Source organism: Streptomyces sp. NPDC059248 (genome assembly GCF_042753905.1).
Taxonomy (GTDB): domain Bacteria; phylum Actinomycetota; class Actinomycetes; order Streptomycetales; family Streptomycetaceae; genus Streptomyces.
In genome coordinates this window covers 136759-156303 of record NZ_JBHYZV010000004.1, presented here as the reverse complement: position 1 = coordinate 156303, position 19545 = coordinate 136759, and the positions used below count along the sequence as shown (strand labels likewise).

Here is a 19545-nt window from a genome sequence, read left to right as displayed (position 1 = left end):
GGGTTTTGGGGGGGGGCCACCGGCGGTGGGCGGGGGTCCTCCCCGCCGGGTCGTTGGGTGGGGGGGGGGGGGGGGGGGGCACTCGGTCGGCGCCCCGGGGGGGTTCCCCCGCCCGGGGCCCCTTCCGTATCGCCGGACGGAGGTCCGTACAACGGTGCCGCATACGGTCACCCGCCGACGGGCGGGCCTTCTGTCCTCCGTCCGGGGTCCACCGGATTCCGCCGGACCCGGTCCGGGCTCAGCCGCCCAGTCCGCCGCTGCCGAAGGAACCGCTGTGGGCGTTCGGCCCGTGCTTGGGCCGGGACTCCCGCCCCTTGCCGGTGCTGTGGCTGCTGTGCGGACGCATGTTGTACGGGAGCAGCCGTCCACCGTCCTGGGGGAAGGCGTCGGGGCCGTCCTCCTCACGGACCTCCTCGACGTGCTCACTGTGCTCGGGGCGGTGCGGCTGCTCGTCGGGGCGCGGAGTCACCAGATTCGCGCGCCGCCGGCCGTCCCACCACATCGCGGCGCAGAGCATGCCCGCGAGGAGGAGCCCGAAAATGATCATTCCGGCCATGTCCGCCTCCGTATGACGTGGCACCCGGGGTGCTTCCCCGCCTTCCAGTGTCACCCCACTGGATGATTCCGGCACATTTCCGATATCTGTGCCCCTCCCCGAGGGCCCCGGGTGCCTCAGTCGAAGACGACGGACCGCACCTTCAGCCGCTCCGACGCCCCGCCGGTCTCCGGCCGGAGCCGGAAGACGGCGCCCGTACAGCCCGATCCGGAGTAGACCGTCGCCCAGGAGTCGGTACGGTTCTTCGGCGAGTGGCCGGGCTCGGGGTTCTCCGGGCCGACCCCGGGGAGGTCCAGGCACTCGCCGCTCGGCGGGTTGTTCAGGAAGCCGGAGGCCTGGTAGCCGTCGACGGTCGTGTAGTCGTAACGGAACTGCCCCGTGGCGGCGGAGGCGGAGGCCGGGACGGCCACGAGGAGCAGGACGGCGCCGAGGGCCGCGGTGCCGGCGGTGACGGCGGAACGAAGACGCATCAGACGCATCAAGGGGTCTTTCTGCTGGTCGGGCGGTTGCCGTGGCGATTCATGCCCGGTGGGCCGCCCCGCATCCGCGCGTCACACGCACGGATGGTGGGGAAACGGTCCGGCATCACCCGAACGGCGCAGGGCGCGACGGCGGGGCCGGTCAGCCGGTGCCGGTGGTCCCGCCGGGCCACCCGGTCCCTGCGGTCCGCCCGGCGCGGCTGGCCTGCCCGGCCTGCCCGGCCCGTTCGGTCCGTGCGGCCCCGTCGTCGTGCCAGGAGCCGGCGAGCACCTCGGTGGTGAACCCGGGCCCGAAGGCGACGATCAGACCCCGCGATCCCGGCTCCGGGGTGCCCGACTCCGGGGAACCGTCCCCGTGGTGCCGCCGGAGGACGTCGAAGACGGAGACGCTGGAGGTGTTCCCCATCCGGGCCATGCTCTCCCGGCTGTGCCTCAGAGTCCCCGGCCGCAGCCCGAGGCCCTCTTCCACGCCGTCCATGATGACCGGCCCGCCGGTGTGGGAGACACAGAATTCCAGCTCGTCCGGCTTCCAGCCGAGCTCGGTGAGGAAGGCCTCGATCTCGGGAATCACCCGGGGCACCGTGGAACGCACCCGGGGATCGGTCCGGAAGTGGAAGCCCTCCTCGGTGGTGCTGCCCGTGATCACCGACTGGGATTCGGGGAGCAGATGCTGCCGGGCGGCGTGGATCCGGAAGCCCGTGGCCCCGGGGGTCGCGCGGCGCAGTACGGCGGCGGCGGCGCCGTCGCCGAAGACGCCGTTGGAGATGAAGTCGCTCAGCGAGTGCTGTTCGGGCTGGAAGGAGAGGGAGCTGAGTTCGGCGGCGACGACGAGGACCGTCGCTTCGGGGTAGCCCTGGAGGAAGTGGAACGCCTCCGCGAGGGCGGAGGCCCCGGCGGCGCAGCCCAGTTGCTGGATGGGGGTGCGCCGTACGGTCGGCCGGAGGCCGATCTCCTGGGCGATGTAGGCGTCCGGGCCGGGCAGCGCGTAGCCGGTGCAGGAGACGAAGACGAAGGCGTCGACGTCGGCGGGGTCGGTTCCGGCGGACCGGAGGGCCCGCTCAGCGGCCGAGGCCCCGAGCCGGACGACCTCCTTCCGGTAGTGGGCGTTGCGCAGGCCGAAGGAGCGGGGCGCGAGGATGGCCGGCAGGTCGGCGACCAGGCTGCGGGTCCGTACGGTGGTACTGCGCATCAGGTCGAGGCCGCGCTCGACATGGGGTATTCGGGCGAAGTGGTCCCCGAGGGCGCTGATCATCTCCTCCTGGGTGACCACATGGTCGGGGAGGACGACGGCGGGGCGGTGGATGGCGACGCGGGTACGGGGTTCCCGCTCGGGTGTGATCGTCACCGGTGCTTCCTTCATAGGTGGGGGGAGTGCGCGGATTCGGTGATGTGTTCGATGGGGGGTCCGCGCGTTAGGAAGCATGCGTCTCCGGATATCGCCCGGCAAGATCGACTTTCGGACAGCAGGAGCTCTCGAAGGTCGCCGAACGGCCTGCTCAGCAAGGGTCGTTGGCTTGAAGGGGGCCCGGCGGGGCGCGGGGACGCGCCGGCCGGGCCGCCGGGCGCGGGGCCTCTCGGCCGCCGCGTACCGACCCGGGGCGGCTATGCGAAGAAGACCAGTTCGGCCTCCGTCGCCCCGGTCAGCTCATAGCGCGTCCCCGTCAACGGACGCCCCGTGACCAGCCGGATCAGCGTCCCGGCCGGTCCCTTGTACAGGGCGGGCCCGGGGTTGTCCGCGCCGAGGACGAGCGGCGACCCGTGTCCGTCGAGCCGGGCCAGCAGCGGCTGGGCGCGGCGGGCCCGGCTGAGCGCGGCGAGCAGTGCGAGGGCGTGGGGCAGCCCTTCGCCCTCGTACGCCCCCGGTTCGCCGAGCGCGTCCCGCAGATCGCCCGCGTGCACCCACTCGCCGAAGCCGATGCCGTCGAGCTTGCCGTGCCCGGCGGCGGCGATCACCGGTCCCGCGTCGGTGAGCAGCCGTTCGAAGTCGTCGACGAGGTCCCGGTTCGACCGGTCGGCGACGCCCGCGATGTCGCGGTCGTTGGACGCGGGCGAGAAGACGTCCTTCTCGTAGCGGTTCTCGACCACCCGGGACAGTACGGTCACGCAGTGCGCGACGATATGCCGCACGGTCCAGCCGGGACAGCAGGTCCGGATCGCGAAGTCGTCGTCGGGCCGGGCCCGCAGCAGCGGGATCAGCGCGTCCCGCTCGGTCCTGAAGAGGAGGCCGGGCAGCTCCGGATCGCGGACCGGGCCGGTGCTCGTGGGGTCGGCGGGCCTGGTGGGTTCCGTGGTGGGTTCCATGGGGCCAGCCAAGCAAATGAGGGGGACCCGGGGCCAGGCTTCGTACCGCCCGGTTCTACAGTCGGCGCATGACCGCCGACTCCCCGTACGAGCCGTCCGACCCGGCCGTGCTGTCCGTGCTGCACGCGCGCTGGGCGCGGGCGCTGACCGGAGCACGGAACGTCCCCACCGCCGCACCCGGTCCGGGCCCAAGTCCCGCACCCGGTCCCGGCCGCGATCCGCGGCCGTACGCCGAGGAGCTGCTGGCCCGCTGGTCGGAGCCGCAGCGCCGGTACCACGGTACGGACCACCTGGTCGCCGTACTCGACCGGATCGACCTCGTCGCCGACCACGCCGCCGATCCCGACCTGGTCAGGATCGCGGCCTGGTTCCACGACGCGGTGTACCGCCCGGACCGCGCCGAGAACGAGGAGCGGTCGGCCCGGCTCGCGGAGCGCGCCCTCCCGGAGGCGGGCCTCGACCCGGCGGCGACGGCGGAGGTGGCCCGTCTGGTGCGGCTCACGGTCTCGCACGCGCCGGGCCCCGGCGACGCCAACGGCGCCGCGCTCTGCGACGCCGACCTGGGGGTCCTGGCGTCCGACCCGGAGGCGTACCGCGCCTATGCCGACGCGGTACGGGAGGAGTACGCCTTCGTCCCCGACGACGCGTTCCGGCGGGGCCGGGCGGAGATCCTGCGCCGGCTGCTGGAGCTGCCCCGGCTCTTCCACACCCCGTACGGCACCCGGGAGTGGGAGTCGGCGGCCCGGGCGAACATGACGGCCGAACTGGCGCGCCTCACCGCCGGGGCGGGCTGATCCACCGCTATAGGGTGTCGCCACACTCCTGGGGGTTGATCATGGTGCTCGTTTCTTCCGTCCCGCCCGCCACTCGATGGGCGCGCGGTCCCGTCGCGGTGGCCGCGCTGTCCGCCCTGCTGCTGCTCACGGGCTGTACGGACGGCGGTGACGACCGCCCCGCCGCGGCCCGCTCGTCCGCCGCGGCGCCCGCCGCCGGAAAGGACGCGATCTCGCGGGAGGTATCGCTGCCGCCGAAGGCGCGTACCGCCGAGGAGGTCCACGGCGCCGTACTGAACAAGATCGCGGAGGGCGAGGGGCGGTACGGCTCGGGGACCGGCTCGCCCTGCTCGACGGCGTCGGCCCGGATGTTCACGGAGAAGTGCGCCGCCGCCGCTGCCGCCACCGACGAGGCCGCGGCGCTGGCCCTGCGGGAGACCGCGGGACGGGAGGGCTTCGCGACGCTGACCGGCGTGGCGCGGAAGCTGCGGGACGCGGTCGGGACGTACGGAAGGCTGGAGTGCGCGAAGGCCCCCGCCGCGGAGTCGGCCAGGACCGCCTGCCGGGCCCCGGCGGCCCTGATCGCGCAGGGATACGAGGACCTGCGGGGCGGTGCGAACGCGGCGCTGACGGGCGGATAGTCGCCGGTCCCGCGCATCAAGGCTCTGTTGCGGAAAGGTGTCATCACCGCGGGCGGGGAATGCGTACGGCGTCCCCGGCGGTTCCCCTTGTCATGCCCGAATCCGCTCCCGTGCCGCCCCCCGCCCCCACCACCACCGTGACCGCCTCGCCCGAACGCCCCGGGATGCCGCTCGCGGTCTACATCCTCGGGCTCTCCGTCTTCGCCCTCGGCACCAGTGAGTTCATGCTCTCCGGGCTGCTGCCGCCCATCGCCGACGACATGGACGTCTCGATCCCGCAGGCGGGGCTGCTGATATCCGCCTTCGCGATCGGCATGGTCGTGGGCGCCCCGCTGCTCGCGGTCGCCACCCTCAAACTGCCCCGCAAGGCCACCCTGATCGCCCTGATCTCCGTCTTCGGCCTGGGCCAGGTGGCCGGCGCGCTGGCGCCGACGTACGAGATCCTGTTCGTGTCCCGGGTCGTCAGCGCGCTCGCCTGCGCCGGTTTCTGGGCGCTGGGCGCGGCCGTCGCGGTGGCGATGGTCCCGGTGAACTCCCGGGCGCGGGCCATGGCCGTGATGATCGGCGGACTGTCGATCGCCAATGTGCTGGGCGTCCCCCTGGGCGCCTTCCTCGGTGAGCAGCTGGGCTGGCGCTCCGCGTTCTGGGCGGTCGGCATCGCGTCGGCGGTGGCGCTGGTCGGCGTGGTGACCAAGATCCCGCACATCCCGGTCCCCGCCGAAAAGCCCCGGCTGAAGCGCGAGCTGTCGATCTTCGGCGACCGGCAGGTCTGGCTCGCGGTGGTCATCACGGCGCTCGCGGGCGGCGGCGTCTTCGCCGCGTTCTCGTATCTCGCCCCGCTGCTCACCGATGTCGCGGGCATCGGCGACGGCTGGGTCTCCACGGTCCTCGCGCTCTTCGGCATCGGCGCGCTGGTCGGTACGACGATCGGCGGCCGGGTCGCCGACGCGCATCTGTTCGGCGTGATGATCAGCGGTATCGCGGCGTCCACGGTCTTCCTGGCGGCGCTCGCGGTCTTCGCGACCGTACCGGCGGTGGTGATCGTCCTGGCGTTCCTGCTGGGTGTCTCGGCGTTCTACACGGCCCCGGCGCTGAACGCCCGGATCTTCAATGTGGCGAACGCGGCCCCGACGCTCGCGGCTGCGACCACGACCGCCGCGTTCAACCTGGGCAACACCGTGGGCCCCTGGCTCGGCGGCACGGTCATCGACGCCGACCTGGGCTACGAGTCCCCGGCCTGGGCGGGCGCGGCGATGCTGATCACGGCCCTGGCCCTGGTGATGGTCGCGATGCGCCTCCACGGCCGCTCGCGGGTGGTCACGGGCTCCGCCGCGCTGGCGGTCCACGCGGACGCGGTGCCGACCGGGACGGGCGCGGAACGGATCTGAGCCGCCGCCCGGACGCCCCGGACGCCCCGGAGCGTCCGGGTTCCGTTCGTCCGTCACCCGATCGTGGAATGCTGGCCGAAGTGGACGACGCGTGCGGCGCCACCTACCTACGTTGGCTCCGTCAGGCCATGGGGGAAGGGATCCGCGATGACAGCCGCGAAGACCGAAATGGTCCAGATGTCGCATGACCGACTGTGGGACTTGCTCCTGGACACCTGGCGAGAGCTGGACGTGCCCGAGGGGTGGCACGCGGAAATCGGTGAAGGACGGATCCGCCTGGTTTCGCCTCGGCACGCACAGCACAACCGGATCACGGCCAAGCTGCAACGGGCTCTGCTCACCGTGCTTCCCACCGAGTGGGAGATCTTCCAGACCCTGGGGATCCAGATCGTCGCCTCCGAGAAGCTCTGCATCCCCGATCTGGTCGTCGTCCCCGACGATGTGGTCGCCGCCGTGCCCGCCGGGAGGAACACTCCCGTGGACGCGGGGGAGGCGCTGCTGGTCGTCGAGGTCACCTCACCGTTCAACGCGGACGACGACCGGGTGACCAAGCGCGACGCGTACGCGCAGGCGGGGATCCCGACGTATCTCCTCGTGGACCGCTTCGACCGGCACGGGCCGACGTCGACGCTCTTCACCGAGCCGAAGAACGGCGCCTACCTGCTCACGCGGCGCGTACCGTTCGGCGACCAGCTCCACCTCCCCGAGCCGTTCGACCTCAAGATCGACACCTCGGCCTTCCCGGTTTGAACCGCGACGGGCTACGCCGGCCCGTTCCTGCGGTGGCGGAGGCCCGCCGCCAGGAGCAGGCGGACGATCTCGCGGCTGGGGATCTCGACGGCGCCCGCCGCGACGGCGTCGCGGTAGCGGTGGATCGGGACGTCGTAGTGGTCGCGTTCGAAGGCCCGGCGCGGGCAGCCGATGGAGGCGGCGAAGGCGTGGAGTTCGTCGTACGAGACATCGCTGATCAGGTGCGACCATGTCGTGCCGTGCCCCGGCCAGGTCGGCGGATCGATGTAGACGGTCATCCGGCGGTGTCCGCACCCGCCGCGCCGCCCGTGCCACCGGCGCCGCCCGCGCCGAGCGTTCCCACCCTGGCCACGACCACGCCCGCCTGCTCGCAGACCCAGTGGGGGTCATCGCCCAGTTCGGGCTCGACGCCGAGGGCGTGCGGGTCGCCGGTGTCGCAGACCGGGCAGAGGGGCCAGCGGCCGTGCCGCTCCAGCAGGGCGTCCTGGACGTCCTGGGCGACGAGTCCGGTGACGTAGGAGACGCCCTCCGGCCACTGCTCCACCCACCAGCGGCGATGGACGACGGCCTCCTCCACCAGGGAGACCACGTCGGCGTCCGCGACGTCGCGGGCCGCGAGGTCGGCGAGGATCAGGGCGCGGGCGGTGTGCAGCGCCTGCTCCAGGGGGTCGGCATCGTCCATGCCGCCATTGTCCCGCACCCGTCGGCCGACCCGAAGGTCCCGTCGCGTCCCAGAGGCCCCACGAGCTGGTCTTTCCTTGCCCGACCTATACCAACGGTTACCGCCGGGGGTCTTGACCGGCCCCATGATGTGAAAATAGCTTTCATACCATGGGTAATTCGGTGAAGGAAATTTTCAACAAGGGGGCAGCCGCCAGCGACACACCGCCCGCGCCCGCCGCCCTCGCCGCCAAGGTCCGTACGCTCGCCCCCTCCATGACCCGCTCGATGCAGCGGGTCGCCGAGGCCGTCGCCGACGATCCGGCGGGCTGCGCCGCCCTCACGGTCACCGGGTTGGCGACCCGGACCGGTACGAGTGAGGCCACCGTGGTCCGTACCGCCCGGCTGCTCGGCTACCCGGGCTACCGCGATCTGCGGCTCGCCCTCGCCGGGCTCGCCGCCCACCAGCAGTCCGGGCGCGCGCCCGCCGTCACCGCGGACATCGCGGTGGACGACCCGATCGGGGACGTCGTCGCCAAGCTCGCCCACGACGAGCGGCAGACCCTCGCCGACACCGCGGCCGGACTCGACATCAGCCAGCTCACCGCCGCGGTCGTGGCCGCGGCGACCGCCCGCAGGATCGACGTCTACGGCGTCGGGGCGTCGTCGCTCGTCGGTATGGACCTGGTGCAGAAGCTGCTCAGGATCGGGCTGATCGCCCACGCCCACGCCGATCCGCATCTCGCGGTCACCAACGCGGTCCAGCTCAGGACCGGCGACGTGGCGATCGCCATCACGCACTCGGGCTCCACGGGCGACGTCATCGAACCGCTCCGTACCGCCTTCGAACGCGGTGCGACGACCGTCGCGATCACCGGCCGCCCCGACAGCCCGGTCACGCAGTACGCCGACCATGTCCTGACCACGTCGACCGCGCGGGAGAGCGAGCTGCGGCCCGCCGCGATGTCATCGCGTACGGGACAACTGCTCGTCGTGGACTGCCTGTTCATAGGTGTGGCGCAGCGGACGTACGAGACCGCGGCGCCCGCGCTCGCCGCCTCCTACGAGGCCCTCGCGCACCGGCACTCCCCCCGGACCACCACCCATCGATGAAGGAGTCGCCCATGACGTCCGTCCCGCCCGCGTACCGCGAACTCGGCGCCCAGCTGGCCGCGCTCACCACCGAGGCGTTCCGGCCCGATCTCGCGGAGATCGACCGGCTGCCGACGCTCGGCATCGCCCGGCTGATGAACACCGAGGACCGTTCGGTCCCCGGCGCCGTCGCGGAGCAGCTACCCGTCATCGCCGCGGCGATCGACGCGGCGGCGGAGCGGATGGCCCGCGGCGGCCGGCTGATCTACGCGGGCGCCGGTACGGCGGGCCGGATGGGCACGATGGACGCGAGTGAGTGCCCGCCCACCTTCAATACGGCCCCGGAGCAGGTCGTGGGCCTGATCGCGGGCGGGCCCGCGGCGTTCGTCACGGCCGTCGAGGGCGCGGAGGACCGGGAGGACCTGGCCGCGGCGGACCTGGCCGGGCTCGGTCTCGGCCCGGACGACACGGTGGTCGGGATCTCCGCGTCCGGCCGTACGCCCTACGCGGTCGGCGCGGTCCGCTACGCCCGGGGCGTCGGCGCGCTGACCATCGGCCTCTCCAACAACGCGAACAGCCCGCTCGCGGCGGCGGCCGACCACGGTGTGGAGGTGGTCGTGGGACCGGAGCTCCTCAGCGGCTCCACCCGGCTGAAGGCCGGTACGGCCCAGAAGCTGGTGCTCAACATGATCTCGACGATCACGATGATCCGGCTCGGCAAGACGTACGGGAACCTCATGGTCGATATGCGCGCGTCCAACGACAAACTCCGGGCCCGCTCGCGCCGAATCGTTTCTTTCGCCACGGGTGCCACGGCCGAGGAGATCGAATCGGCCCTGGAGGCCACGGGCGGCGAGGTGAAGCCCGCGATTCTGATGATCCTCGCCGACACCGACGCGAAGTCGGCGACCCGGCTGCTGGAGGAGTCGAACGGCCATCTGCGGGCGGCGCTGCGGGGCGACGGCTGAGGCGAGCGGGCACCGGCCGTAACGGGTGGGCCCCGGCCGTTCCGGTGCCCCGCTCCGGTGCCCGGTTCCGGTGACCCGCACCGGTCACCGGCACCGGCCCGGCCCCGTCAGGCGTGCAGCATGTCCCGGATCATCTCCATCACCTCGCCCCGGCTGTACTCCCCGTGGTCCACCGCCACGTAGTGGTAGCCGATCCGGAGGGAGTACGCGAGCATGCTGCGCGCCTCGACGTCCTTCTCGTCCGCGCAGAACTCCCGGAACAGCGTGCGCAGATACTCCATGCGCCGGTTGTCGACCCGTCGCAGCCTGCGGGCGACGTCCTCGTCGCGGCGGGCCCAGTCCCGCACGGCCAGGTCGACGGCGATGCTGGTGGCGGGTTCCTCCTCGGCCCGGACCGCGACGATCCCGAAGAGCCGCGCCAGCTTCTTCCTGGCATCACCGCCGTCGCGCTCGACCCGGGCCACCACACCGTCCGTGCCCGAGCTCTCCCACGCGTCCAGTATCTCGGCGAGCAGCGCGTCCCGGTTCGCGAAGTGCCCGTAGAAGCCGCCCTTGCTGACGCCGAGCGCCTGGGCCAGCGGTTCGATCCGGACCGACTCGGGGCCGCCGGCGGCGAGCGCCCGCAGCCCCTCCTCGATCCACTTGCCTCTCGGTGTTCTCGTCACGCCCACGTTCCGACTCCTCATCCGCCCGCATCCGCCCAGGATCTATACGGGAACGTATAGACGGCACCGTATAGATCCGTCTAGTCTCCCTCTATACGCCACCGTATAGTCAAGGGGGGCAACCGCATGAGGCTGCCGAGCAGCGCGCACACTTCCCGCCCCTGGCGGATCCACGCCATCGCGGAGGACTTCGCCCTCGCGGACGTCTGGCGACTGCCCACACCGGGCGGCCCGGACGATCTGATCCATCTCGTACGCCAGTTCGCCGGAACCGCCCAGGACGGGGCGGCGGCGGTGCCGGAGCGGTCGGCTTCCCCGTTCGCGCATCCGGTGGCCGCCACCCTGTTCCTGGTCCGCTGGAAGCTCGGCGCCCTCCTGGGCTGGGACAAACCCGGTACGGGAGTCGGCGCCCGGGTCCCGTCGCTCCGCGAACGGCTCCCGGACGATCTGCTCGACGGGCCCCGGGGCCCGGATCTGAAGCCCGTCCCGTTCAGATCCGTCTACCGGACCCATGACGAGTGGATCGCCGAGGTCGCCAACAGGACCGTGCACGCGGCGATGCACATCGGCTGGGTGCCGGACGGCGCGGGCGGCCACCACGCCCAGATGGCCGTCCTGGTGAAGCCCAACGGCCTCTTCGGCCGCATCTATCTGGCGGTCATCAAGCCGTTCCGCCGTCTCGGCGTCTATCCGGCCATGTTCAAGGCCATGGGCCGCCGCTGGGAGGAGACGGCACCTCTCCGCACGGCCGGGTGAGCCCGACGGGGTCCCTGGGGTCACGGGGGTGCTCCAGGGGCCCGTCGGCCTTCCCCTTCCCGGGCGGCGGCGCGCGTCAGCCCTCCGGGTAGAAGACGAAGATCGTGCAGCCCGTCGCCGACTGCGGTACGTGCGAGGAACCCGCGGGCGCGTGGATGAAGCTGCCCGCCGGATAGTCCCGTTCGCCGTCGTTGAACACCCCGGAGACCACGAAGACCTCCTCGGGGCCGGGGGCGTGGACGTCGATCCCCTCCCAGCAGGAGCCGGGATCCATCTCCAGGACCTGCGCCGAAGCGCCGTTCCCGCCCGCCCACAGGGGGCGCTGCCGGATCCCCGGGAACAGCTCCCGTACGGGCGCGTCGGCGACGGCCGACCACACATAGCCCGCGTTGCCGTGTTCCGTCGCCTCGTTCTTCTCGTTCTTCTGGTTCTTCTCGTTCTTCATTGCGTCGTTCGTCATGCCGTCCAGCCTCGCGCCCGGCCCCCGGTCCGCCGAGTGTCAGAAAAGACGTCCTAGGATACTTTCCTGCCATGCATCGCGTCACGGCCCTCGTGCACCCGCCGCAGTCGACCTTCGAACTCGCCTGCGCGGCGGAGGTGTTCGGGGTCGACCGGCCGGGTATCCCGTCCCGCTACGACTTCTCCGTCTGTACGGAGCACCCCGGCCAGGTCCCCACCATCGCCGGCTACGACATGCTCGTCGCCGAAGGACTCGACGCGCTCTCCCGCGCGGACACCGTGGTCGTCCCCGGCCGGCTGCCGATCGGGCGACCGCCGTCCCCGCGGACCGTCCGCGCCCTGCGCCGCGCCCATACCCGGGGCGCGCGGATCGTCAGCATCTGCTCGGGCGCCTTCGTCCTCGCGTACGCCGGTCTCCTCGACGGCCGCCGCGCCACCACCCACTGGGGCCAGGCGGAGGAGTTCGCCGCGCGCTTCCCGGACGTCCGCCTCGACCCGGACGTCCTCTACGTGGACCACGGCGACGTCGCCACCAGCGCGGGCTCCGGCGCCGGGATCGACCTCTGCCTCCATCTCGTCCGGAACGACCACGGCGCCCGGCACGCCGCGCGGATCGCCCGCAATATGGTGATGCCCCCGCACCGCGAGGGCGGCCAGCTCCAGTACGCGGCCCCGCCCCACCCCGCCGACTTCGACGGCACCCTCGCCCCGCTGCTGGAGTGGGCGGTGGAACGCATCGGCGACCCGGTGGACCTCGGCGACCTGGCCGCCCACGCTGGCCTCTCGGTCCGCACCCTGGCCCGCCGCTTCACCGACCAGCTCGGCACCAGCCCCGGCCGCTGGCTGCTCGCCCAGCGCATCGCCACGGCCCGCGAACTGCTGGAGACGACGGACCTCCCCCTCGACACGGTGGCCCGCCGCGCCGGCCTCTCATCCGCGACAAACCTCCGCCGCCGCTTCCTGGCCTCGGTGGGAACGACTCCGGGCGCGTACCGAAGGGCGTTCCGGGCGACGCCGCGTTGACCGCGATCCCCCCTTTGTTCGACCCGTTCACGCGGTGAGGTGAACCTCGGAGCCCGCCGGGTTACGGCGGCGGGCGGAACGGAAGGGTGACGAGTGGTATCAGCGGGCTCGGCAGAAGGAGCAACACATGTCAACGGTAGGTACGCGCCGGGGGCGGGCTTCCCTGATGGTGGCGGCGGGCGCGGCAGTCTGCGTCACCGCCCTCGGCCTTCCGGCCACCGCCCAGGCCGCGCCCGTGAGCGCGGAGAGCTTCAACTGGCACTGCGCCGGAGAGGCGGGCTGGCACTACCCGGAGAGCACGTTCGAGGTACGTACCCTCCTGTGTCTGGGCGAGAAGTTCGGGCAGCTCACGCCGACGCTCACCTCCGAATGCAAGATCAACGGAAATTTCGGCTGGGCTCCGGCCCAGTGCGACGCCAAGGATCTGCGCTTCCGGCTCACCGACCCGAACGGCAAGGTCCACAACGGTTCCATGCCCGATGGAACCGGCTCGCACTGGGACAACTACGGCACGCCCGAGGTGTCATGTGTCGTCGGCGACTGGAAGTTCGAACAGTCTTCGACACACCGCCGCTACGGCGACAGCCCCACCTGGAATCCGCCCGGCCCCTGGGCCGACACCTCCTCCACCCGGACCGTCCACGTCAGCGCCTGCACCTGAGCCGCTCCCGCCGGCCCGCCGTCGCGGCGGGCCGGCCGCGGCCGTCAGGCGGTGAGCACGGCCGATTTGACGGCCGTGACGAAGGTCGACCAGCCGGCGGCCGGGAAGATCAGGACGGGGCCGTCCGGGGTCTTGCTGTCACGGACCGGGACCACCGCCGGGAGTCGTGCGATCTCGACGCACGCGCCGCCGTCCTGGTTGCTGTGGCTGCTCTTGCGCCAGGTGACGGCCGCGTTCAGATCGACGAGGGGGCGTCGCACGATGCGTCCTCCAGCATTCCCAGGATGAAAGTTCGCGACTCGGCCGGGGAAAGCGCCAGGTCGCGTACGGCATCGTAGGCGAGCCAGAGCCGGTTGACGGCGGCCCGCTCCTCCACCAGATAGCCCGCGTAGCCCGTCTCCACCCAGGCCACGGTGTGGTCGTCCGGGGAGCGCAGGAACATCGTGTCGGTGTTCGTCAGGCTGTGGATCCCCGCCGTCTGGCGCACCACCTGGATGGTGACATTGGGGAGTTCGCCCATCGCCAGCAGATGCTCCAACTGCCTACGCCACGCGTCGGGGTCGGCCAGCGGCGTCGTCAGCACGGCCTCGGAGAGAATCGTCCGAAAGTGTGTCGTCCCGTCCACGGTCAACAGCTCCGCGCGGCCCGATCTGGCCTCCACCTGCCGGTCCAGCTCATGGCCTGTGAGACCGCCGGCGGTGAGCAGTTCGGTCGCGTACTCCTTGGTCTGGAGCAACCCCGGCAGCAGACCGACGGCGTAATGCCACAGGCTCACCGCCTGCGCCTCCAGCAGCATGTAGCGGCGGTACTGCGCCTTGAACTGGGTGGGGTCCGCCAACGCCAGCTCCCACAAGGCGATCAGCCCGCCTTTCATGCCGTAGTGCTGGTCCAGCGCCTCCGCGACATCCGAGCTGCCGAGGCTCTCGCCCTTCTCCAACTTCCCGAACAGGGACCATTCCCAGCCCAGCGCGTCGCCCAGCTTGCGCAACGTTTCGCCACTCTCCGCGCGGCGGAGGCGGAGCTCCTCCGCGAACCGTTGGCGAGGGGACTGGCTGCGCCCCGTGGTGGCTCTCCTCGACCCCATGACGCTCCCTCCGGGGATGGTGAACTGTGCGGCCGGATGGCATGGCATGAAGGGGTCGTTCGCCGTACTCGCCCCCCGTCAGGGCTCATTCTCGTTGCACTCGGCATACACAACACACCCAACACCCTTATGCCGTATCGGCAAATGGGGGAATTATCGGTTGAGCGGTTACGCAGAGCGAGCCCAACACCACGACCGATGGCACTGACAGCCATCGGTCGCGGCGGGGCCGTTCGGGTCGGATTCGATCAGGAGGGGAGCGTGCCCCTCTTGACCGCCGTGACGAACGTGGACCAGTCGGCGGCCGGGAAGATCAGGACGGGGCCTTCGGGGGTCTTGCTGTCACGGACCGGGATGACGGCGGGGAGGTTCGCGGCGATCTCGACGCACTCGCCGCCGTCGGAGTTGCTGTAGCTGCTCTTGAACCAGGCAGCGGTGGCGAGAAGGTCGTCGGAGACCTCCAAGCAGGCGCCGCCATCAGGGTTGCTGTGGCTGCTCTTGCGCCAGGTGACGGCACTCAGGTCGAAGGTGGGGCGTCGCATGGCACTTCCTCCAACATCCGCAGGATGAATGTCCGCGACTCGGCAGGGGGCAGCGCCAGGTCGCGTACCGCATCGTATGCGACCTGAAGACGGTCAACAGATGTGCCTTCTTCGATGAGTTCACCTCGGTATGCGTTCTCCGTATAGGCCACGGACTGCCCGCCCGTAAGCCGGAGAAACATCACCGTCGTGCTGTCGAGACCATGCAGGCCAGCCCCTTGGAGCAGCACCTGGAGCGTGATCCTCGGGTGGTCCGCCATGGTGAGCAGATGTTCCAGCTGCCCTCGCCATACGCGAGGATCACCAAGAGGTGTACGCAGGACCGCCTCCGACAGGATCGTTCGGAAGTACGGTATGTCGTCGCCCACCAACAGCGCCCGTCGACTGGCTCGCGCCTCTACCTGCTGGGTTAGTTCCACACCGCCCGCGCCGCCTGCCGACAGCACCGCCGTGGCATAGCCGTCCGTCTGGAGCAGGCCAGGCAGAACGCTCACAGCAAAGTGCCAAAGGCTTGTGGACTCGGCCTCCAGCTTCATATAGCGCCGGTACTGCGCCTTGAACTGCGTCGAGTCCCCCAGCGCCAACTCCCACAGCGCCAGCAGTGCTCCCCGCATCCCGTAGTGCTGGTCCAGCGCGATCGCGACCTCAGGGCCGCCGATCGTCTCGCCGTTCTCCATCTTGCCGAACAGCGACCAGTCCCAGCCCAGCCGGTCGGCCAGTTTGCGCAGGCTCTCGCCCGACTCGATCCGTAGTGCTCGTAGTTCCTCGGCGAACCGCTGGCGCGGAGATTGGCTGCGGCCCGTCGTCGCTTTCCTAGGTGGCATGGCGCCCCCTTCCAACCGTGTGGAAGTAACTCCCGGACGGTGTGGAAGTAGCCGCCATACACGTTGTCGCTCGCAAGGTCCGGGCCCAAGCTCAGTGACGCTCGGGACACGCAGAGTAGCCCAACTCCCGTATGACATACAGGCAAACGGGGGAAATATCAGGATTGGAGCAACCGCTCATGGCGGACGGGAAGATCAGGCAGGCCGAGGAAGCGTGCGACGCGCTCGGCGAAGCGCTCGCGCGGGCCGGGGTGCGGCTGCCGTCGCTGGGGGTGGATCCGTGTACGTACGCCGCCGCCGATCCGCTGCCGCTGATCGAGCTGGGGCGCGTCGCGCCCCCCGTCGCGCTCGCCCTCGCGGCCGTGGTGGAGCGGGGGGCGGGGCGGGCGTGAGCCGTACGTCCGCCGCCCGGTTCCCGTGGCGCGGTGTGTGGCCCGCGCCCGCGCGGCCCGGGGACGGCAACGCCTGGGTGACCGGCGGCTGCTGGCTCTACTGCGGGCGGCGGGGCGTGCCCGTGCTGTGGATCGGCTCGGTCCGTACGCCCGCCGCGATCGGCGATCTGTACGCCTGCGGGGGCTGCGTCAACGAAATGGCCCTGCGGGTCCGTGAGCAGGCACTGGCCCGGGACGCCGCATACACCGGCATCCGAACGGCAAGGTGAACACGGGTGGACCCCCGCGACGCGGCAACGTCCGGGGGCACGGCCCATCAGCCGACTCTCGAACAAGGAGCTGACGAACGTGAGGGACCTTAGCCCGGACGTGGTCGCGCGTCCGTACGTTTTCCGGATTTCGGCCGGACCCCTGCCGCTGGTGGCCGGAGTGCGACCGGTGGCCGGGTCATGAACGGCGAGGGGCTGACGCGGACGCCCCCGCCCGCCCGGACGGCGATCTGCTGCGACTGCGGGCGGCCGACGTACGCGCCGGTCGCCGTACGGCACGTCGAACGGGCCGACGGCGCGGGATGGACGGTGTACGCGTGTCCCCTCTGCGCTCCGATACTGGCGCCGGGCCCGATCCCGGGCGAGATCCCGCCGTCCGACTCCCCCTGACGCCCGGGCCGCGCGGTCCGATGCTTGAGTCGCGGCCCTTCGGGGGAAGGCACTCATGGCGACGGAGGGCCCGCCGGGCCCCGGTCGCCGATTCATCTCATCGTGATGCACGTGCCGTCAGGGGGACGCATGTCATTCGAGGACGAATGGAATCAGCTCAAGGAGGACGCGTTACGGCGTCGTTCCGAGACCGGGATGCGGCTCGCGTCCACCGCCGGGCCCCCGGGTCCCGCCGCCGGGGATCTCGGGCTGCAGGACGGTCCGATCAGGACGAAGACGTCGCAGCTCTTCACGGCGCAGGCCGAGGCGAAGGGGAAATCGCGGCTCGACGACGCCGTCGCCGTCGGCACGTCGCACGCGGGGTGGGAGTCCGGCGGCGCGAGCGACGAGTGCGTCGAGGCGTGGCAGCGGCGGCTCAAGGAGCTGGCGACGATGGCGGAGGGCGCCGCGAACGCCGTCACCGCCGCCATGGACCAGCAGATCGGCGACGACGTCTCCGTCGCCACCCGGATCCGGATCAACGCGGACGCGCTGGAGGAGTCCTGATGGTCTCCGTACCGGAATTGGACACCGCGAAGCCGCAGCAGTGGCGCGACGCCGCCGACGACGTCATACGGGCCGCCCAGCAGTGCGAGGCGTTGGGCGCGTTCGCGCGGGACGAGATCGGCCGGACGCTGTCCAGGTGCTGGGCGGGGGACGCGGCGCGCGGCGCACGGGAGGCGTTCCACAAGAACGCCGGGGACTACGAGGCGGCGGCCGTCGCCCTGCGGGCGCTGGCGAAGACGTACGACGGGCTGGCCGACACGATCACCAACGCGCAGCGGGATCTGCGCAGTGGTGTCGGCTACGCCGCTTCGCACCATCTCACCGTCGACGACAGTGGTCGGGTCCGGTTCCTTCCCACGGGGAACGAGGGCGAGCAGAAGGACATGACCCAGGAGGTGAACCAGGCCGCCGAGACCATCGGCACCGCCCTGGCCACAGCCAGTCGCGCGGACCGCGACGCCGCCCGTGACATGCGGACCATCGAGGGAATGACCAAGCTCGGTGACGCGAACATGGCCCGGGAGGCGCTGGACCCGAACAGTCCGCTGGCCATCGCCCTGCGGCTGAGCGGCGGACGGGACGGCGTCCACCATCTCAACGTCCCGCCGAGCGTGCTCGCCGCCGTGAACAAGGCGTCGGCGGAGACCGGGATCAGCCGGAAGCTGCTGCTGGCGACCCTCTGGCAGGAACAGCAGTGGTATCAGAACTGGAATCCGAGCGGCCGCGGCTTCCTCACCGAGATGGGGCGGTTCGCCAACTGGGCCGCGATCGCCAGCGGTCAGGTGACGGACAAGTCACTGGGGATCGTGCACATCAAGCCCGACTCGGCCCGTGCCGTCGCCACCAGGTACGAGTCCTCTTTCCAGCTGGAAGGCGGCCGCCCCATCAAGGACCTCTCCAACGACGAACTGGCCGTTCTGATCGAGAACGACCCCGAACTGAGCGTGCGCTTCGCCGCGCACCATCTGAAGATGATCGAGGAGAACCAGCACGGCGCGTCCACCGACAAGCAACTGTTCCTCCTCTACGCCGCGGACACACCGCAGATGCGGGAGAGCAATGAGCAATACGGGGACGAATCCGGGCCGCGCGGTGGCGCCATCAAGCCTCGGGGCAACAACTGGGACAGGATCGAACCGCATCTCGACGACGCGATGGCGTGGAACGAACTGACCGAGAGCGAGCGTGACCGTGCCTTCGAGCAGGTCAGATCGCAGGTGCCGGCGGGCGATCACGTATCGGTCGACTCGGTGATGCGTCATGACGGCGCCGCCGGGAAGGGCACGGGCGAGCGCGAGCCGGAGGTCTACGAGCCGGGGCTGATGCCCCCGCCGCCGAGGAAGGACCAGATCTACGAGGACCCCTGCCCACCGACCCCGACCCCCAGCCCGGGGCCTTCGCCCACTCCGCGACCGGGAGGCTGAATCCATGGGGAAGACCGCGCGCCTCGCGGTCGGGCTCCTGCTCGTGTCCGTACTGACGGCGTGCGGTCTCGGCGCCGGTACCGAGAAGAAACCGCCGGTACCGGTGCCCTCCCAGGTGCCCGAGGACATCCGTTTCGCCTCGGCCGACGAGGTACTGACCGCGCTCGTCGCGGCGGGCATCGACTGCAAAGCCACCTGGTACACCGACGAGCCGTCGAACAGCGGGTCCCGGGCACGCTGCACCTTCACCAGCGACGGCAAACCGGTCGATGCCGAGATCTCGGTATTCAACACCGCGGTCGGGGACCCGGCCAGGTTCGGCAACGCGATCGACGTCAGCCGAAGGCCGCCCTACCGGCAGACTCTGGTCGCGGGGGCCAACTGGATGGTCCGGGTCAAGGTGGGAGACACCACGCGGTACGCCAAGAAGGTCGCCGAGGCGCTCCGGGGAGTCGTCCTCCCCCCGCTCCGCGACCTCCCCGACATCCCCGACGATCCCCGGTACGGCGATCTCGACGCGCTCGCCGACGCGATGGACCGGGCAGTGGGCTGTACGGAGCGCAAGACGGCCGGGGGCGTCCTGCGGTGCCGTACCAAAGCGTGGAAGCCGGGCTTTCCCTGCGCCGAACCGAAGGACGACTACGACGTCACCCTGATCCGGTACGGCACGGTCGCCGAGCGCCGGGACGACCTGCTGATGAAGCTGGCCGAGACGAACGCCATGTGGCGCATCGCCACCGCCGGGAACTGGCTGATGGTCTTCCGCCACACCCAGACCCGGGACAAGGCGGTCGAGAAGCTCGGCGCGGCGGCGGTCGACGGCGACGACCGGACGTCGGACGTACCGATCCACCTGGAGTCGCCGTGCGACCCGGACCACCGCACCTGAGCCCGGAGGCCCC

At 71.3% G+C, this 19545-nt stretch carries 26 protein-coding genes; 14 read left to right on the top strand and 12 right to left on the bottom strand.

Features of this window, described 5'->3' with window-relative positions:
* Window positions 1–238: 238 nt before the first annotated feature.
* From ACFXG1_RS03495 to ACFXG1_RS03480, 4 genes are all read right to left on the bottom strand, one after another.
* Entirely contained in the window at window positions 239–556 is a 318-nt protein-coding gene (locus ACFXG1_RS03495) for a DUF6479 family protein (RefSeq protein ID WP_384715842.1), read from the bottom strand.
* Between the two features lie 116 nt (window positions 557–672).
* Complete coding sequence (locus ACFXG1_RS03490) at window positions 673–1026, bottom strand: hypothetical protein (RefSeq protein WP_384715845.1); 354 nt, start codon at window positions 1024–1026, stop codon at window positions 673–675.
* A 151-nt stretch (window positions 1027–1177) separates the two neighbouring features.
* On the bottom strand, window positions 1178–2380 hold the full coding sequence (locus tag ACFXG1_RS03485) for a type III polyketide synthase (protein ID WP_384715848.1): 1203 nt from the start codon (window positions 2378–2380) through the stop codon (window positions 1178–1180).
* 257 nt (window positions 2381–2637) lie between these two features.
* Window positions 2638–3336, bottom strand: coding sequence for a maleylpyruvate isomerase family mycothiol-dependent enzyme (locus tag ACFXG1_RS03480; protein ID WP_384715851.1), 699 nt, complete (start codon window positions 3334–3336; stop codon window positions 2638–2640).
* Between the two features lie 68 nt (window positions 3337–3404).
* Here ACFXG1_RS03480 and ACFXG1_RS03475 point away from each other — a divergent pair, with 68 nt between their 5' ends.
* The 4 genes from ACFXG1_RS03475 (at window position 3405) to ACFXG1_RS03460 (ending at window position 6888) form a co-directional block, all read left to right on the top strand.
* On the top strand, window positions 3405–4130 hold the full coding sequence (locus ACFXG1_RS03475) for a hypothetical protein (protein WP_384715854.1): 726 nt from the start codon (window positions 3405–3407) through the stop codon (window positions 4128–4130).
* 41 nt (window positions 4131–4171) lie between these two features.
* On the top strand, window positions 4172–4750 hold the full coding sequence (locus tag ACFXG1_RS03470) for a hypothetical protein (RefSeq protein WP_384715857.1): 579 nt from the start codon (window positions 4172–4174) through the stop codon (window positions 4748–4750).
* 164 nt (window positions 4751–4914) lie between these two features.
* Complete coding sequence (locus ACFXG1_RS03465) at window positions 4915–6138, top strand: Cmx/CmrA family chloramphenicol efflux MFS transporter (protein WP_384715872.1); 1224 nt, start codon at window positions 4915–4917, stop codon at window positions 6136–6138.
* A 147-nt stretch (window positions 6139–6285) separates the two neighbouring features.
* The gene (locus ACFXG1_RS03460) at window positions 6286–6888 is read left to right on the top strand and encodes a Uma2 family endonuclease (RefSeq protein ID WP_384715860.1); all 603 of its coding nucleotides are present in this window, start codon (window positions 6286–6288) and stop codon (window positions 6886–6888) included.
* Window positions 6889–6899: 11 nt separating this feature from the next.
* Here ACFXG1_RS03460 and ACFXG1_RS03455 read toward each other — a convergent pair whose 3' ends face one another.
* Both ACFXG1_RS03455 and ACFXG1_RS03450 read right to left on the bottom strand, forming a co-directional pair.
* Window positions 6900–7166 (bottom strand): DUF4031 domain-containing protein, encoded by a 267-nt coding sequence (locus ACFXG1_RS03455; RefSeq protein WP_384715863.1) that lies wholly within the window; start codon window positions 7164–7166, stop codon window positions 6900–6902.
* Window positions 7163–7570 carry a hypothetical protein gene (locus tag ACFXG1_RS03450; RefSeq protein WP_384715866.1) on the bottom strand — a complete coding sequence of 136 codons (408 nt, stop codon included), beginning with the start codon at window positions 7568–7570 and terminating at the stop codon, window positions 7163–7165. Before ACFXG1_RS03450 ends, ACFXG1_RS03455 begins: the two co-directional genes overlap by 4 nt.
* Before the next feature lie 149 nt (window positions 7571–7719).
* Here ACFXG1_RS03450 and ACFXG1_RS03445 point away from each other — a divergent pair, with 149 nt between their 5' ends.
* Both ACFXG1_RS03445 and murQ read left to right on the top strand, forming a co-directional pair.
* Window positions 7720–8661 (top strand): MurR/RpiR family transcriptional regulator, encoded by a 942-nt coding sequence (locus ACFXG1_RS03445; protein ID WP_384740598.1) that lies wholly within the window; start codon window positions 7720–7722, stop codon window positions 8659–8661.
* An 11-nt stretch (window positions 8662–8672) separates the two neighbouring features.
* Window positions 8673–9608, top strand: a complete 936-nt coding sequence (gene murQ, locus ACFXG1_RS03440) for an N-acetylmuramic acid 6-phosphate etherase (protein WP_384710092.1) — start codon at window positions 8673–8675, stop codon at window positions 9606–9608.
* 107 nt (window positions 9609–9715) lie between these two features.
* Here the strand turns inward: murQ and ACFXG1_RS03435 are convergent, their stop codons facing one another.
* Complete coding sequence (locus tag ACFXG1_RS03435) at window positions 9716–10279, bottom strand: TetR/AcrR family transcriptional regulator (protein ID WP_384710095.1); 564 nt, start codon at window positions 10277–10279, stop codon at window positions 9716–9718.
* A gap of 120 nt (window positions 10280–10399) precedes the next feature.
* Between ACFXG1_RS03435 and ACFXG1_RS03430 the strand changes: the two genes are divergently transcribed.
* On the top strand, window positions 10400–11029 hold the full coding sequence (locus ACFXG1_RS03430) for a DUF2867 domain-containing protein (protein ID WP_384710098.1): 630 nt from the start codon (window positions 10400–10402) through the stop codon (window positions 11027–11029).
* Window positions 11030–11105: 76 nt separating this feature from the next.
* On the opposite strand, the gene ACFXG1_RS03425 is transcribed toward ACFXG1_RS03430, so the two are convergent.
* Window positions 11106–11474 carry a cupin domain-containing protein gene (locus tag ACFXG1_RS03425; RefSeq protein ID WP_384710142.1) on the bottom strand — a complete coding sequence of 123 codons (369 nt, stop codon included), beginning with the start codon at window positions 11472–11474 and terminating at the stop codon, window positions 11106–11108.
* An 86-nt stretch (window positions 11475–11560) separates the two neighbouring features.
* Between ACFXG1_RS03425 and ACFXG1_RS03420 the strand changes: the two genes are divergently transcribed.
* Both ACFXG1_RS03420 and ACFXG1_RS03415 read left to right on the top strand, forming a co-directional pair.
* Complete coding sequence (locus ACFXG1_RS03420; protein ID WP_384710101.1) at window positions 11561–12511, top strand: GlxA family transcriptional regulator; 951 nt, start codon at window positions 11561–11563, stop codon at window positions 12509–12511.
* A 127-nt stretch (window positions 12512–12638) separates the two neighbouring features.
* Complete coding sequence (locus tag ACFXG1_RS03415) at window positions 12639–13172, top strand: hypothetical protein (protein WP_384710104.1); 534 nt, start codon at window positions 12639–12641, stop codon at window positions 13170–13172.
* A gap of 44 nt (window positions 13173–13216) precedes the next feature.
* Here the strand turns inward: ACFXG1_RS03415 and ACFXG1_RS03410 are convergent, their stop codons facing one another.
* The 4 genes from ACFXG1_RS03410 to ACFXG1_RS03395 form a co-directional block, all read right to left on the bottom strand.
* Window positions 13217–13435: a DUF397 domain-containing protein gene (locus ACFXG1_RS03410; protein ID WP_384740612.1), complete on the bottom strand. Its 219-nt coding sequence runs from the start codon at window positions 13433–13435 to the stop codon at window positions 13217–13219.
* On the bottom strand, window positions 13408–14256 hold the full coding sequence (locus ACFXG1_RS03405; protein WP_384710107.1) for a helix-turn-helix domain-containing protein: 849 nt from the start codon (window positions 14254–14256) through the stop codon (window positions 13408–13410). The genes ACFXG1_RS03410 and ACFXG1_RS03405 overlap by 28 nt, the downstream gene beginning before the upstream one ends.
* 248 nt (window positions 14257–14504) lie before the next feature.
* Window positions 14505–14798, bottom strand: coding sequence for a DUF397 domain-containing protein (locus ACFXG1_RS03400; protein ID WP_384710110.1), 294 nt, complete (start codon window positions 14796–14798; stop codon window positions 14505–14507).
* Entirely contained in the window at window positions 14774–15622 is an 849-nt protein-coding gene (locus ACFXG1_RS03395) for a helix-turn-helix domain-containing protein (protein WP_384710113.1), read from the bottom strand. Before ACFXG1_RS03395 ends, ACFXG1_RS03400 begins: the two co-directional genes overlap by 25 nt.
* Before the next feature lie 179 nt (window positions 15623–15801).
* Between ACFXG1_RS03395 and ACFXG1_RS03390 the strand changes: the two genes are divergently transcribed.
* From ACFXG1_RS03390 to ACFXG1_RS03370, 5 genes are all read left to right on the top strand, one after another.
* On the top strand, window positions 15802–16014 hold the full coding sequence (locus ACFXG1_RS03390; RefSeq protein WP_384740591.1) for a hypothetical protein: 213 nt from the start codon (window positions 15802–15804) through the stop codon (window positions 16012–16014).
* The gene (locus ACFXG1_RS03385) at window positions 16011–16283 is read left to right on the top strand and encodes a hypothetical protein (protein WP_384710119.1); all 273 of its coding nucleotides are present in this window, start codon (window positions 16011–16013) and stop codon (window positions 16281–16283) included. Before ACFXG1_RS03390 ends, ACFXG1_RS03385 begins: the two co-directional genes overlap by 4 nt.
* Before the next feature lie 519 nt (window positions 16284–16802).
* Window positions 16803–17219 carry a hypothetical protein gene (locus ACFXG1_RS03380; protein WP_384710122.1) on the top strand — a complete coding sequence of 139 codons (417 nt, stop codon included), beginning with the start codon at window positions 16803–16805 and terminating at the stop codon, window positions 17217–17219.
* A complete protein-coding gene (locus tag ACFXG1_RS03375; RefSeq protein ID WP_384710125.1) occupies window positions 17219–18643 on the top strand; it encodes a hypothetical protein in 1425 nt (474 codons plus the stop codon). Before ACFXG1_RS03380 ends, ACFXG1_RS03375 begins: the two co-directional genes overlap by 1 nt.
* Window positions 18644–18647: 4 nt before the next feature.
* The gene (locus ACFXG1_RS03370) at window positions 18648–19532 is read left to right on the top strand and encodes a hypothetical protein (protein ID WP_384710128.1); all 885 of its coding nucleotides are present in this window, start codon (window positions 18648–18650) and stop codon (window positions 19530–19532) included.
* The last annotated feature ends 13 nt before the right edge of the window (window positions 19533–19545 follow it).